The sequence below is a fragment of the Acidovorax temperans genome, assembly GCF_028596105.1.
Lineage (GTDB): Bacteria > Pseudomonadota > Gammaproteobacteria > Burkholderiales > Burkholderiaceae_C > Acidovorax > Acidovorax temperans.
Map to the genome: position 1 here is coordinate 3,850,573 of NZ_CP117193.1, position 13,192 is coordinate 3,863,764.

The window sequence follows — 13,192 nt, forward strand, 5'->3', positions numbered from 1 at the left end:
TATGACCCCTGAAAACGCAACTCCTGCCCACTGGGCACTGGGCCGCCTGAGCTGGGACGCCGTGCCCATGGCGCACGAGCCCATCGTGCTGTGGACCTTCATTGCCGTCGTGCTGGGCGGCATCGCCGTGATGGCGCTGATCACCAAGTTCCGCCTGTGGGGCACCCTCTGGCGCGACTGGATCTGCAGCATCGACCACAAAAAGATCGGGATCATGTACATGATCCTGGGCCTGGTGATGCTGCTGCGCGGCTTTGCCGACGCCGTGATGATGCGCCTGCAGCAGGCCATGGCCTTTGGCGACAACATGGGCTACCTGCCGCCGCACCACTACGACCAGATCTTCACCGCCCACGGCGTGATCATGATCTTCTTCGTGGCGATGCCGCTGGTCACAGGCCTGATGAACTACCTCGTGCCGCTGCAGATCGGTGCGCGCGACGTGTCGTTCCCGTTCCTGAACAACTTCAGCTTCTGGATGACCACCGCTGGCGCCGTGCTGGTGATGGTGTCCCTGTTCCTGGGTGAGTTCTCCACCTCCGGCTGGCTGGCACTGTCCAACCTGGGCTCACAAAGCGCCAGCACCGGGCTGGACTATTACATCTGGGCGCTGCAGATTGCCGGGGTGGGCACCACGCTCTCGGGCATCAACCTGATCGTCACCATCATCAAGATGCGGGCACCCGGCATGAACCTGATGAAGATGCCTGTCTTCACCTGGACTGCCCTGTGCACCAATGCGCTGATCGTGGCGTCCTTCCCTGTGCTGACGGCCGCGCTGGTTCTGATGTCGCTGGACCGCTACGTGGGCACCAACTTCTTCACTAACGAGCTGGGCGGCAACCCCATGCTCTACGTGAACCTGATCTGGATCTGGGGCCACCCTGAGGTGTACATCCTGGTGCTGCCCGCGTTCGGCGTGTTCTCCGAAGTGGTGGCCACCTTCTGCCGCAAACGCCTGTTCGGCTACACCTCCATGGTGTACGCCACGGTGTGTATCACCATCCTGTCGTACCTGGTGTGGCTGCACCACTTCTTCACGATGGGCTCGGGCGCGAGCGTGAACACCTTCTTCGGCATCACCACCATGATCATCTCCATCCCCACGGGGGCGAAGATCTTCAACTGGCTGTTCACCATGTACAAGGGCCGCATCCGCTTTGAGCTGCCCATGATGTGGACTGTGGCCTTCATGGTGACGTTCGCCATCGGCGGCATGACCGGCGTGCTGCTGGCCGTGCCCCCAGCCGACTTCGTGCTGCACAACAGCCTGTTCCTGATCGCCCACTTCCACAACGTGATCATTGGCGGCGTGGTGTTCGCGATGTTTGCCGGCATCAGCTACTGGTTCCCCAAGGCCTTCGGCTACAAGCTCGACCGCACCTGGGGCGTGCGCTCCTTCTGGCTGTGGGTCGTGGGCTTCTGGGTCGCGTTCACGCCGCTGTATGTTCTGGGCCTGATGGGCGTTACCCGCCGCGTCAGCCACTTTGAAGACCAATCCCTGCAGATCTGGTTCATCATCGCCGCCATCGGCGCAGGCCTGATCGCGGCCGGCATTGGCTGCTTCCTGATGCAACTGCTGGTCAGCTACCTCAAGCGCGACCAGTTGCGTGACGAGACCGGCGACCCCTGGGACGGCCGCACGCTGGAATGGGCCACATCGTCGCCTCCACCTGCCTACAACTTCGCCTTCACCCCCGTGGTGCACGAAATTGACGCCTGGTGGGACATGAAGAAGCACGGCTACCAGCGTCCGCTCACCGGCTTCCAGCCCATCCACATGCCTGCCAACACCGGCGCGGGTGTCGTGATCTCGGGCCTTTCGCTGGTGTTCGGCTTCGCACTGATCTGGCACATGTGGCTGCTGGCGGGCGCGTCGTTCGCGGCGCTGTTGCTGGCTTCCATCATCCACACGTTCAACTACAAACGTGACTTCTACATCCCGGCCTCCGAAGTGAAGGCCACCGAAGAAGCTCGCACACTCCAACTGGCCCGCCATGTCTGAACTTCGCCTTAACGCTGGCGCCGCCGCAGGCGCCCTGGCCCCACGCGAGTACCACCTCGCGCACGAGCCCCATCCCGAAAACGGCACCGCCCTGGGCTTCTGGCTGTACCTGATGAGCGACTGCCTCATCTTTGCCGCCCTGTTTGCCACCTATGGCGTGCTAGGCCGCAGCTACGCGGCAGGCCCCACCGGCGCGCAGCTGTTTGACCTGACGCTGGTGGCCATCAACACGGCCTTCCTGCTGCTGTCGTCCATCACCTTCGGCTTTGCCATGCTGCGCAAGCAGCAAAAGGATGTGAACGGCACCCTGCTGTGGCTGGCCATTACCGGGCTGTTCGGCCTGTGCTTCCTGGGTCTGGAGCTGTACGAGTTCTACCACCTGATCCACCAGGGCGCCACGCCCCAGCGCAGCGCCTTCCTGTCGGCCTTCTTCACGCTGGTGGGCACGCACGGGCTGCACGTCACCTTCGGTCTGATCTGGCTGGTGGTGCTGATGATTCAAATCAAGCAGCACGGCCTGATCCCCGAGAACAACCGTCGCCTCATGTGCCTGTCGATGTTCTGGCACTTTCTGGACGTGGTCTGGATCGGCGTTTTCACTTTTGTGTACCTGATGGGGGTGCTGTAAATGAGCGCACAACACACAACCCACGCAGCCCACGGCCACGGCGGGCATGACGACCACCACGACGACGGCCCGCACAGCACGCTGTCGGGGTACATGACGGGCTTCATCCTGTCCATCATCCTCACGGCCATTCCGTTCTGGCTGGTCATGGCCAAGGTGATTGCCGACCGCAACACCGCCGTGCTGGTACTGGGCGCCTTTGCCGTGGTGCAGATCGTGGTGCACATGGTGTACTTCCTGCACATGAACGGCAAGATCGAAGGCGGCTGGACCATGCTGTCCACCATCTTCACCGTGGTGTTCGTAGCCATCGCGATTGCGGGCACGCTGTGGGTCATGTTCCACATGAACGCGAACATGATGCCCGACCATCCGCAGATCGCCCCCGCCGGGCAGCAGGCTCCTGCCGCTGGCGGCGCACACCACGCGGCGCCCTGACGCGGGAGCTGGCCGTGGCACACGCTGCAGCGCTGCCCCGGCGTCCGCATTCCCCGCTGATTCTGGCGATGCTCACTGCGGTGGGCATCGCCCTTTTTCTGGGCTTTGTGGCGCTGGGCGCATGGCAGGTGCAACGCCTGTCCTGGAAGCTCGACCTCATCGAGCGCGTGGACCAGCGCCTGAAGGCCCCGCCCCAGCCCTTACCCCCGCCTGTGCAATGGCCTGAAGTGACGGCTGCGGCATATGAATACCAGCCCGTGCGCCTGCAAGGCCAGTGGCTGGCCGACAAGACCGTGCTCACCCAGGCCACCACAGCCCTCGGCGCCGGTTATTGGGTGCTGACCCCGCTGCAAACCAGCGAGGGCACCCAGGTGCTGGTCAACCGCGGGTTTGTGCCCCAGGACCAACGCGCGCGCTGGCAAGGCGGAGCAGGTGCCGATACATCTGCCAGCACACCCGCCACCGTGGTGGGCCTGCTGCGCATGAGCGAGCCCGGCGGCGGCTTTCTGCGCAGCAACGACCCTGCGCAGCAGCGCTGGCATTCGCGCGATGTAGCGGCCATTGCGCAGGCGCTGCAGCTGGCACGCCCGGCGCCTTTCTTTGTGGACGCGGGCCTGCCCTCGCTCAAAAGCCTCGCGTCAGCCGACCTGCCCCCGGCGCAAAGCGGCCCCTGGCCGCGTGAGGGGCTGACGGTGGTGCGCTTCTCCAACAGCCACCTGGTGTATGCGCTGACCTGGTTTGGATTGGCACTGATGGTGGTGGGGGCTGCGGTGGTTGTGGCACGCTACGAATCCAGGCTGCGTGCGGCCTATCGCAGCCACACCACCCATGAACCGCAGCACATTCTCTAAAGCCCTCCAGCAGCCCGTGAGCAAAGCCAGTTCGGCCAACACCTCGGCCGGGCTGCGCAACCTGCACCAGCTCATCCAGCTGCGCTGGATTGCCGTGGTGGGGCAGCTGCTCACCATCCAGGCCACCCATTACAGCCTGGGCCTGCCGCTGCCTTTGCAGGCCATGCTGTCCATCGTGGCGGGCATGGTGGTGTTCAACATTGCCAGCCTGCTGCGCTGGCGCACGCGCCGGGGCGTGCACGATGTGGAGCTGTTCATCGGCCTGCTGATCGACGTGGCCGCCCTCACCGCCCAGCTGTACCTGAGCGGCGGCATCGGTAACCCCTTCGTGTTCCTGTACCTGCTGCAGATTGCGGTGGGGGCCATGCTGCTGCGCGGCGGCTACATCTGGTCCATCGTGGTGGTGGCATCGGCCTGCGTGGTGCTGCTGGCGCAACACAGCCAGCCCCTGCCCCTGGCCACCAATGTGCGCGACGGCTGGGCCAGCCCCTACGTGCTGGGCCTGCTGGTGTGCTTCATGCTCAACGCCATTTTGGTGGTGGTGTTCATCACCCGCATCAGCCACAACCTGCGCCGGCGCGATGCGCGCCTGGCCGCCGTGCGCCAGCGGGCGGCAGAAGAAGAACACATCGTGCGCATGGGGCTGCTGGCATCGGGCGCTGCGCATGAACTGGGCACGCCGCTGGCCACCCTGGCCGTGATCCTGGGCGACTGGAAGCGCATCCCCGCGCTGACGCAGGACCCGGTGCTGCAGGAAGAAATTGCCGAGATGGAAGCCCAGGTCAAGCGCTGCAAGACCATCGTCAGCGGCATCCTGCTGTCTGCCGGCGAGGCGCGCGGCGAAGCGTCGAGCCAGACCACCGTGCGCCAGTTTCTCGACACCCTGGTGCAGAACTGGCGCGCCACGCGCTCGGTGGACACCTTCGTCTACGACAACCTGCTGGAAGGCGACAGCCCCATGGTGGCCGATGCCACGCTGGAGCAAATGGTTTTCAATGTGCTGGACAATGCCCGGGATGCATCGCCGCACTGGGTGCGCTTGCAGGCGCAGTGCGATGCCGATGCGTTGCGAATCGTGGTCACCGACCGGGGCCCCGGCTTTTCGGCCGCCGTGCTCCGCCACATCGGCACGCCCTACCAGTCCACCAAAGGGCGGCCGGGGGGCGGCCTGGGGCTGTTTCTGTCGATGAACGTGGCGCGCACCCTGGGCGGCAGCGTGGTGGCACGCAACCGCCCCGAAGGCGGCGCCGAAGTCACCATCACGCTTTCGCTGGCTGCCATCACCCTGCAAGACACCGACTCGGAAGACCATGGACACTGACCGCCAGCTGCTGATCGTGGAAGACGACGAAGCGTTTGCCCGCACGCTGGCGCGCTCGTTCGAGCGGCGCGGGTATCAGGTGCTGCACGCCGAGGGCATCGCCCGCATGGAAGAACTGCTGGCCGTGCACACGCCGCAGTACGCGGTGGTAGACCTCAAGCTCAAGGGCGAAGCCAACGGCCTGGCCTGCGTACGCGCCTTGCACGCGCACAGCCCGCAAATGCGCATCGTGGTGCTGACCGGCTTTGCCAGCATTGCCACGGCGGTGGAAGCCATCAAGCTCGGCGCGGGGCATTACCTGGCCAAGCCGTCCAACACCGACGACATCGAAGCCGCTTTTGCCCTGCAGGAAGGCAACACCGAGGTAGAGCTGACCAACCGCTCCAGCTCCATCAAGACCCTGGAATGGGAGCGCATCCACGAAGTGCTGGCCGAGAGCGACTTCAACATCTCTGAAGCCGCGCGCCGCCTGGGCATGCACCGTCGCACCCTCAGCCGCAAGCTGGGCAAACAGCGGGTGTAAGAAGCCGCTCAAAAGGCGCTGCGCACCCGGCCGCATCCCCACCTTTTTGAGCAAAACACCTTTACGCCCGCTGCGCCGCCTCAAGGCCCGGGGCGGGTGGCAACTCTCCTAAGATCCAGCCATCTGGCGCCAAAGCAGCGCCACCGCCCATCTGCCCCTGGAGAAGACATGTTCGATAGCGCCCTGTTGCTGGCTGCCGCGTTTGTGGCCGGTGCACTCAATGCTGTGGCCGGAGGCGGCAGCTTCCTCACCCTGCCCGCCCTGGTCTTCACCGGCGTGCCGCCCGTGGTGGCCAATGCCACCGGTACCGTGGCCCTGCTGCCCGGCTACATCGCCGGGGCCTGGGGCTTTCGCGAAGACACCGCGCCGCCACCGGGGCTGTCGATGCGGCTGCTGGTGGTGCTGTCGCTCATCGGCGGTGCGGCGGGCGCGGCGCTGCTGCTCATCACGCCGGATGCCACCTTCCGCCGCGTGGTGCCCTGGCTGCTGCTGGCGGCCACGGCGCTGTTCGCCTTCGGCCCGCAACTGCGCTCCATGCTGGCGGGCGGCAAGCCGTCTACCGCCAAGGCCACGGTGGGCGTGCTGGCGGTGGCGGCCTATGGCGGCTATTTCAACGGCGGGCTGGGCATCTTGCTGCTGGCCTTGTTCGGGCTGCTGGGGCAAACGCAGCTCAACGCCATGAACGGCTTGAAGAACTGGGTCTCGGCCCTGCTCACGGCCATTGCCGTGGTCATCTACGCCGCAGGCGGCGTGGTGCAGTGGCCCCAGGCGCTGATGATGATGGTGGCCGCCACCGCAGGCGGCTACGGCGGCGCGCGCGTGGCACGGCGCATTCCCGCCCCCTGGCTGCGTGGCGGCATCGTGGTCACGGGGCTGGTGATGGCCGGGCTGTTCTTCTGGCGGCAGTGAGCAGACTACAAGCCAAATCAGGCTCCAGCGCTTATCTGGCAAGCGCTGGCAGCTATCAAATTTGAAGTTCCATCAATCGCCCGCCTGGTCAGCGGGCGCGCTCGCATCTGGCGAGTGCACTTTGGCAAACGTCAAAATCACTTCACGGATCAGCTTGCGCTGCGGGGCGGGCAGCTGCAAAAACGCGTCAAACGTCTCACGCTCCAGGTAGCCCACGCCCTCTTGCCAGCGCTGGTGGTGCTCCCGCACCGACTTGCGCACCGTGCCGCCAAAGCGCAACACCTCCGGCTCGACCTTGAGCACCTGGGCCAACACGATCAATTTGTCTTGCGCCGGAATGGATTCACCGCGCAACCAACGCGACACGGCCTGAAATGTGACGGATCGCCCCCAATAGTTGGCATTGAACAAATTGAGCAGCACCGCCGGGCGCGGCTCCAGCCCCGCAGCGCGCATAGCCGCTTGCAGGCGTTCGGCAAATTCCAACTTCTGATCCATGCCGAAACGTTAAATTTCGGTTGAATTTGCATTGAACTCTTTGTTGTACTATTAATTCAATCGTTTGTTGTCTAAACGATTGAAAAAAGAAGCACTACCGCCCTTCGCAAGCCAAGGCAGTCACCTGTTTTCCCCGGAGAGTTCTCATGATTCGTTTCAGCAAATCCATCGCCGCTCTGGTCGCCAGCGGCATCCTGACCGCCTGCGCCACGGCGGGCAAAGATGTTGCATCCAGCTATGTATCACCCATGCAGTACGCCAACTACGACTGCGATCAACTGCGCGCAGAGTCCATGCGCATCAGCGGTCGCGTCAACCAACTCACTGGCCGGTTGGATGAAGCTGCCAGCAACGACAAAGCGATCGCTGGCGTCGGCATGATTCTTTTTTGGCCTGCGCTCTTCGCGCTGGGCGGCACCAAGCAGCAAGAGGCGGAACTGTCACGGCTGAAGGGTGAATACGACGCGATCGAGGCGACATCCACCACCAAGAAATGCGCAGCATGACGAAAAGAATCCCTCACTTGGTAGCCAGCACGGTGCTGCTGGCCTTGCTGGCAGGCTGCGCCACGCCCGCAGCGGTCAGCAACATGAGCGTCTACACCACCCAACGCACAGCGCCCGCCGCTTTGAAAAACGCCATTGCCGTAGCCGATGTAACAGGCGGCCGGGAAACCAATCCGCTGTGGGTTTCACAGGTGGCCAGCGACGCCTTCCGCAGCGCGCTGGAGGACTCTTTGGCAAACGCCGGTGTTTTCGAGCGCGTACTGTCTGCCAGCAAATACCGGCTGACGGCTGACCTGAACCAACTGGAACAGCCTGCTTTTGGTTTTGACATGACCGTGACGTCATCCATCAAATACACCGTCGTCGATACCAAAACCGGCAAAGAGGTGTACTCACGGCTGATCCGCGCACCGTTTACCGCTGGTTTTTCCGACTCGCCCTTGGGTGCCACTCGGGTGCGCCTTGCGACCGAGGGATCCATCAAAAAGAACATCGAGCTCCTCATCAATGACCTGCTCATGATGAAGACCGATTGATTGACAGAGCCACCGGGCAACACCGCCAACGATGCCGACGCGCTGCACATGGTGGATGTATTTGGCTTTGAAACCGAAATGGTGACCATGGTGGATGATGCTGCGTGAAGACTGGTGAATAAGTGTCAGCGCTTCACATCCCGATAGAAATTCTCGTGTGGTCCCAGCGCTTCCAGATAAACCAGCTGCACAGCGTCTTCGCGCGTGTAGCCCAACAGGTATAGCTGGCCGTTGCTGCGGAACTTGTGCACCCACAGTTGCGCCAGGTCGCCTTTTTTGCGCTCACCTACATCGGGGTCTTGCGCCACGGTGGCCACCGCCGCGTCGGTGTCGGCAATCAGCGTGGCGTTGGTCAGCTTCTTGTAGGTGCGGGCAAAGCGCCGGGTTTGGCGCACTTCCCAGCTCATGCGGGGCGCCCGGCGACGGTGCTGCGCGGCACGAAGGGCGTGGCGTCTTCGCGGGGCTCGGCCAGGCCCATCAGGCTTTCGGCAATGAAGGAGGCGGGCAGATCGGGGTTGTCCAGCGCGGCCCGGCCCACCTTGGCCCAGAACTCGACCTGCCCCTGCACAGTGCGAAATTCCGCCTTCGCGGCGGCGCGGGCAGCATCAACCAGGGCCTCGTCGATGCGAACAGAAATGGTGGACATTGCATTCCTTTCTTGAATTACCACAATTGTAGGCAGACCCGGATTGCCGCATGGCTTTGAACAACGAATTTCCCCTGGCCCTCTCCGCCGCCTTACCACCCGCACCAACGCGCTGGCGCTGGGGCTTGAACATGGCGCCGCCGAGCTGCTGCGGTGGTGGTGGTTTGGCGAAGACATGGTGGCGGCGCGCAGCAGGCTGAATTTTCATGCCAGGCAAAAGCAAGCCATCCTGAATGCCATCGTGGCGCACAAGGTGCTGGGTGCGGCCACGCTGCTGGCCTTGTACCAACATGTAGCGCCCGATGCGCTGCTGGCGGGGAACCGGCTGGCGGAGGTGTCGGCGGCCAAACACGCGCACCCCAAGTACTGCTTCAAGATGGCCACCGGCACGGGTAAAACCTGGGTATTGCAGGCGCTGTTGATCTGGCAGCTGCTGAACAAAAACGCCGCCCTGGCCGAGGGCGGGACGATGCGCGCTTTACCCGCCTGTTCATGGTGGTGACGCCGGGGCTGATTGCGTACGAGCGACTGTTGGACGCCTTTTGCGGGAAGCTGGTAGCGGACACCAGTTCGCGGGACTTCAGCACTTCCGATGTGTTCAAGTTTGCCGATCTGTTTATGCCCGAGGAGCACCGTGATGCGGTGTTTGCCTTTATACACGACAACCGCCACACCTTTGCCCGGCTGCGCTATGTGAAGGAAGACGGTTTGCCCGCGTTCTACTCGCCCGACTTTTTGGTGCGCACGGCGGGTGCGGTGTACCTGGCGGAGACCAAAGCCCAGCAGCAAACCGCGCACCCCAACGTGCAGCGCAAGCTCAAGGCCGCGCTGGCGTGGTGTGAGCGCATCAACGCCCTCACACCCGAGCAGCGCGGCGGCCCGCCATGGCATTACGTGCTGCTGGCGGAGAACGTGGTCTACGAGTGGCAGGCCAAGGGCGCGCGGCTGGCAGAGCTTCTGGACTATGCGCGACTGCGGCCTCTGGCGAATGCTTCGCTGCAAACCAGCCTTATTTAGCCAAATTGGCCTCTAGCGCTTATCCAACAAGCGCTAACAGCTATCAAATTGATACTAATTAACCGCTGGCGGCATTCGCAGCGGTATCGTTACCGGCCCATCGTTGACCAGGTGCACCTGCATATCGGCCGCAAACTGGCCGGTGGCCACCTCGGGGTGCAGCTTGCGGGCCTGGGCCACGGCGTAGTCGTACAGCCTGCGGCCCTCGTCAGGCGCTGCGGCCTGGGTGAAGCTGGGGCGGTTGCCGCCGGTGGTATCTGCCGCCAGGGTGAACTGGCTTACCAGCAGCAGGCCGCCACAGGCGCCCTGCCCGTCCAGATCCTGCACGCTGCGGTTCATCTTGCCCGCGTCGTCGCTGAAGATGCGCAGCTTGAGAATTTTGGCCAGCAGCTTGTCGGCCTCGGCTTCGGTGTCACCCCGCTCGGCGCACACCAGCACGAGTAAACCAGGGCCAATGGCGCCCACCACGGCACCGTCCACTTCCACGCGGGCTTGCCGCACCCGTTGCGATACAGCGATCAAGAAAAGCCTCTTTGTCCGTCAAGGTAGAGCGTGCGATTGTGCCGCCAGCGAGAAGGCGCCGCGGGCGGCATTCGCCCTCAACGGGCGCCAGCCGCCTGGGCTGCACGCTTTTCTTCATGGATCAGTGCCTGCAACGCCACCACACCGCAGCCCATGACCAGCGCCGTGACCACCAGAGCCCCGTGGTAACTGCCGCTGGCCGTGGCGATGTAGCCCGCCATGGCGGGCGCAATGATCTGGGCCACGCCGTAGCTGAGGGTCATCCGCGCCATGGCCTTGGCCGGGTTGGCCGGAAAGCAGCGCCCGATCAGGGTGAGCGTGAGGCTGACGATGCCCACAAAGGTGGCACCGAACAGCATGGCGCCGCCCACGTTGAACCAGGCGTTATCGGTGGCGATGGGCATGAGGACGGAAACCATCTGCAAGCCAAAAGCCATCATCAGCGCGCGGATCTGCCCCACCGCATCCGCCACGCGGTCCCACAGGAAGCACGACGGCGCTGCCGCCAGCCCCACAATCACCCACACCCACCCGCCCTTGTCGGCCAGCAATGGCAACTTGACCAAGATGGCCACCGTGTACGTGGCGCCCATGGCAAAGCCAAAGCCTGCGCAAAAGTAGGCGGCGATGAGCAACCACATCCAGCGCCGGGGCGGCGTGGTGGAAGTGGGCGCAGCCTGGGCGGCTGCAGGCTGCACAGTCACGGGGGGCGGCATCCAGAGCCATGCAGGCCCAAAAAAGACAATGCCCAGCAAGCCCAGGCCCAGCCACTGGCGGTCCCACGGCAAGCCCTGCACCAGCGCCGCCACCGCCACGCCAGAGACGGCGATGCCCAAGCCCAGCCCCACAAAATGTAGCCCTAGCTGCGGCCGGTGCCCCTGCCGAATCAGCCAGTTGAGCACCAGCCCCGACGCCAGCAGCAGCCCCGCCGTGCTGGAAAACCCCGCCACAAACCGCAGCACGGACCAGACGGGCACGCTGTCTGTCCAGCCCATCGCCGCCGTGCTGACCACGGCAATCACCAGACCGCAGCGGTAGATCAGGTACTTGCGCCCCAGGTCGTTGATAGAGGCTGCCAGCAAGGTGCCCGCCATGTAGCCGGCATAGTTGACGGTGGCCAGCCACCCCGCCGCCCAGTGCGTGAGGCCCGCCTGCTCGCGCATGATGGGCAGCATGGGCGTGTAGGCAAAGCGCGCCAGCCCCACCGTGAGGATGAGCGCACAAATGCCCGCCACGATGACACGCCAGCGTGCGGGTTGCTTGATCGCAAGAGGGGCGTGCATGTGGGCTCCACGGTTCAGGAGCAACGATGGTAGCGACCACCGGGCAGGGCAGCTGTCAACGCCACGACTGCGCCGGCCGCCAGAGATGTCAGCCGCGCTCGTCCTCGATCAGGCGCGCCTTCACGCTCTTGCCCTTGACGCGGCCACTGTTCAGGCGCGCCGCGGCCTGCGCGGCAATGGCCCGGTCCACCGCCACGTAGGTGGAGAAGTCGTTCACGTTGATCTTGCCCACCTGCTCGCGGGTGTAGCCCATGTCGCCCGTCAGCGCGCCCAGCACGTCACCGGCGCGGATTTTTTCCTTGCGCCCACCCACAATCTGGATGGTGGCCATGGGTGGCACCAGCGGGCCGTTGCCCGTGGGCTTCAAGTCAGCCAGAGGGAACCAGGTGGATTCGCGGCCTTGCAGCACCTCGATCTTGCCCACGTAGCCCATCTCATCCATGCTGGCCAGGTTCAGCGCCAGGCCCTGGGCATCGCCCCGGCCGGTGCGGCCAATGCGGTGGATGTGGACTTCGGGGTCGGGCGTCACGTCCACGTTGATGACGGCGGCCAGGTTGGCAATGTCCAGCCCGCGCGCGGCCACGTCGGTGGCCACCAGCACCGAGCAGCTGCGGTTGGCAAACTGCACCAGCACCTGGTCGCGCTCGCGCTGCTCCAGCTCGCCATACAGCGCCAGCGCGCTGAAGCCCTGGGCCTGCAGCACGCCCACCAGGTCGCGGCACTGCTGCTTGGTGTTGCAAAAGGCAATTGACGATTCAGGCCGGAAGTGGTTGAGCAACTGCGACACCACATGCAGGCGCTCGCTGTTCTTCACTTCGTACCAGCGCTGCTCGATCTTGCCTTCGGCATGCTGGGCCTGCACCGTGATCTGCACGGGCTGCTTCATGAACTGGGCGCTGAGCTTGGCTATTGCCAAGGGGTAGGTGGCCGAGAACAGCAGGGTTTGCCGCTCTTTGGGGCACTGGCGCGCCACCGTGACGATGTCGTCGAAGAAACCCATGTCCAGCATGCGGTCGGCTTCGTCCAGCACCAGGGTGTTGAGCGCTTCGAGCGTGAGGTGCTGGCGCTCCAGGTGGTCCATCACGCGGCCGGGTGTGCCCACCACGATGTGCGCGCCATGCTCCAGGCTCAGCATTTGTCCGCGCAGCGGCACGCCACCGCACAGGGTCACGACCTTGATGTTTTCTTCGGCCCGCGCCAGGCGGCGGATCTCGGCAGTCACCTGGTCGGCCAGTTCGCGCGTGGGGCACAGCACCAGGGCCTGCACGGCGAAGCGGCGGGGGTTGAGGTTGGCCAGCAGGGCCAGGGCAAACGCGGCGGTTTTGCCGCTGCCGGTGCTGGCCTGGGCGATGAGGTCTTTGCCCAGCAGCGCAGGGGGCAGGCTGGCCGCCTGGATCGGGGTCATCGTGGTGTAGCCCAGCTGCTGCAGGTTCGCCAACGTGGCAGGGCTCAGCGCCAGCGTGCTGAAGTCCGTGCTGGCTTGGTTTTCTTTGGAGGTCATGGGCCGGA

At 64.3% G+C, this 13,192-nt stretch carries 17 protein-coding genes; 11 read left to right on the plus strand and 6 right to left on the minus strand.

What is annotated here, in order from left to right; genetic code table 11:
• The first annotated feature begins 1 nt into the window (after position 1).
• The 7 genes from cyoB (at position 2) to PQV96_RS18025 (ending at position 6,675) form a co-directional block, all read left to right on the plus strand.
• Complete coding sequence (cyoB, locus tag PQV96_RS17995) at positions 2 to 2,005, plus strand: cytochrome o ubiquinol oxidase subunit I (RefSeq protein ID WP_066690015.1); 2,004 nt, start codon at positions 2 to 4, stop codon at positions 2,003 to 2,005.
• Complete coding sequence (cyoC, locus tag PQV96_RS18000; protein WP_044395617.1) at positions 1,998 to 2,633, plus strand: cytochrome o ubiquinol oxidase subunit III; 636 nt, start codon at positions 1,998 to 2,000, stop codon at positions 2,631 to 2,633. Before cyoB ends, cyoC begins: the two co-directional genes overlap by 8 nt.
• Positions 2,634 to 3,071 (plus strand): cytochrome o ubiquinol oxidase subunit IV, encoded by a 438-nt coding sequence (gene cyoD / locus PQV96_RS18005; protein ID WP_066690014.1) that lies wholly within the window; start codon positions 2,634 to 2,636, stop codon positions 3,069 to 3,071.
• A 68-nt stretch (positions 3,072 to 3,139) separates the two neighbouring features.
• Positions 3,140 to 3,922 carry an SURF1 family protein gene (locus PQV96_RS18010; protein WP_273625277.1) on the plus strand — a complete coding sequence of 261 codons (783 nt, stop codon included), beginning with the start codon at positions 3,140 to 3,142 and terminating at the stop codon, positions 3,920 to 3,922.
• Complete coding sequence (locus PQV96_RS18015) at positions 3,900 to 5,243, plus strand: ATP-binding protein (protein ID WP_273623811.1); 1,344 nt, start codon at positions 3,900 to 3,902, stop codon at positions 5,241 to 5,243. The genes PQV96_RS18010 and PQV96_RS18015 overlap by 23 nt, the downstream gene beginning before the upstream one ends.
• Positions 5,233 to 5,766, plus strand: coding sequence for a response regulator transcription factor (locus PQV96_RS18020; protein WP_273623812.1), 534 nt, complete (start codon positions 5,233 to 5,235; stop codon positions 5,764 to 5,766). The genes PQV96_RS18015 and PQV96_RS18020 overlap by 11 nt, the downstream gene beginning before the upstream one ends.
• A gap of 168 nt (positions 5,767 to 5,934) precedes the next feature.
• Entirely contained in the window at positions 5,935 to 6,675 is a 741-nt protein-coding gene (locus PQV96_RS18025) for a sulfite exporter TauE/SafE family protein (RefSeq protein ID WP_044395607.1), read from the plus strand.
• Between the two features lie 72 nt (positions 6,676 to 6,747).
• On the opposite strand, the gene PQV96_RS18030 is transcribed toward PQV96_RS18025, so the two are convergent.
• On the minus strand, positions 6,748 to 7,173 hold the full coding sequence (locus PQV96_RS18030; protein WP_066694963.1) for a helix-turn-helix domain-containing protein: 426 nt from the start codon (positions 7,171 to 7,173) through the stop codon (positions 6,748 to 6,750).
• Between the two features lie 146 nt (positions 7,174 to 7,319).
• Between PQV96_RS18030 and PQV96_RS18035 the strand changes: the two genes are divergently transcribed.
• Complete coding sequence (locus PQV96_RS18035; protein ID WP_066787178.1) at positions 7,320 to 7,679, plus strand: hypothetical protein; 360 nt, start codon at positions 7,320 to 7,322, stop codon at positions 7,677 to 7,679.
• Complete coding sequence (locus tag PQV96_RS18040) at positions 7,676 to 8,215, plus strand: hypothetical protein (protein ID WP_156445217.1); 540 nt, start codon at positions 7,676 to 7,678, stop codon at positions 8,213 to 8,215. The genes PQV96_RS18035 and PQV96_RS18040 overlap by 4 nt, the downstream gene beginning before the upstream one ends.
• Positions 8,216 to 8,340: 125 nt before the next feature.
• On the opposite strand, the gene PQV96_RS18045 is transcribed toward PQV96_RS18040, so the two are convergent.
• Both PQV96_RS18045 and PQV96_RS18050 read right to left on the minus strand, forming a co-directional pair.
• A complete protein-coding gene (locus PQV96_RS18045) occupies positions 8,341 to 8,622 on the minus strand; it encodes a type II toxin-antitoxin system RelE/ParE family toxin (RefSeq protein ID WP_066787174.1) in 282 nt (93 codons plus the stop codon).
• On the minus strand, positions 8,619 to 8,861 hold the full coding sequence (locus tag PQV96_RS18050) for a ParD-like family protein (protein ID WP_066787173.1): 243 nt from the start codon (positions 8,859 to 8,861) through the stop codon (positions 8,619 to 8,621). Before PQV96_RS18050 ends, PQV96_RS18045 begins: the two co-directional genes overlap by 4 nt.
• A 43-nt stretch (positions 8,862 to 8,904) precedes the next feature.
• Between PQV96_RS18050 and PQV96_RS18055 the strand changes: the two genes are divergently transcribed.
• Together PQV96_RS18055 and PQV96_RS18060 are read left to right on the plus strand one after the other, a co-directional pair.
• The gene (locus PQV96_RS18055) at positions 8,905 to 9,363 is read left to right on the plus strand and encodes a DEAD/DEAH box helicase family protein (protein WP_273623813.1); all 459 of its coding nucleotides are present in this window, start codon (positions 8,905 to 8,907) and stop codon (positions 9,361 to 9,363) included.
• Positions 9,354 to 9,878 carry a hypothetical protein gene (locus PQV96_RS18060; protein ID WP_273623814.1) on the plus strand — a complete coding sequence of 175 codons (525 nt, stop codon included), beginning with the start codon at positions 9,354 to 9,356 and terminating at the stop codon, positions 9,876 to 9,878. Before PQV96_RS18055 ends, PQV96_RS18060 begins: the two co-directional genes overlap by 10 nt.
• 54 nt (positions 9,879 to 9,932) lie before the next feature.
• Here the strand turns inward: PQV96_RS18060 and dtd are convergent, their stop codons facing one another.
• The 3 genes from dtd to dbpA form a co-directional block, all read right to left on the minus strand.
• Positions 9,933 to 10,400 (minus strand): D-aminoacyl-tRNA deacylase, encoded by a 468-nt coding sequence (gene dtd / locus PQV96_RS18065; protein ID WP_273623815.1) that lies wholly within the window; start codon positions 10,398 to 10,400, stop codon positions 9,933 to 9,935.
• A gap of 77 nt (positions 10,401 to 10,477) precedes the next feature.
• Positions 10,478 to 11,683, minus strand: a complete 1,206-nt coding sequence (locus PQV96_RS18070; RefSeq protein WP_207375580.1) for a YbfB/YjiJ family MFS transporter — start codon at positions 11,681 to 11,683, stop codon at positions 10,478 to 10,480.
• An 88-nt stretch (positions 11,684 to 11,771) separates the two neighbouring features.
• On the minus strand, positions 11,772 to 13,184 hold the full coding sequence (gene dbpA / locus PQV96_RS18075) for an ATP-dependent RNA helicase DbpA (protein WP_066789120.1): 1,413 nt from the start codon (positions 13,182 to 13,184) through the stop codon (positions 11,772 to 11,774).
• Between the last annotated feature and the right edge of the window lie 8 nt (positions 13,185 to 13,192).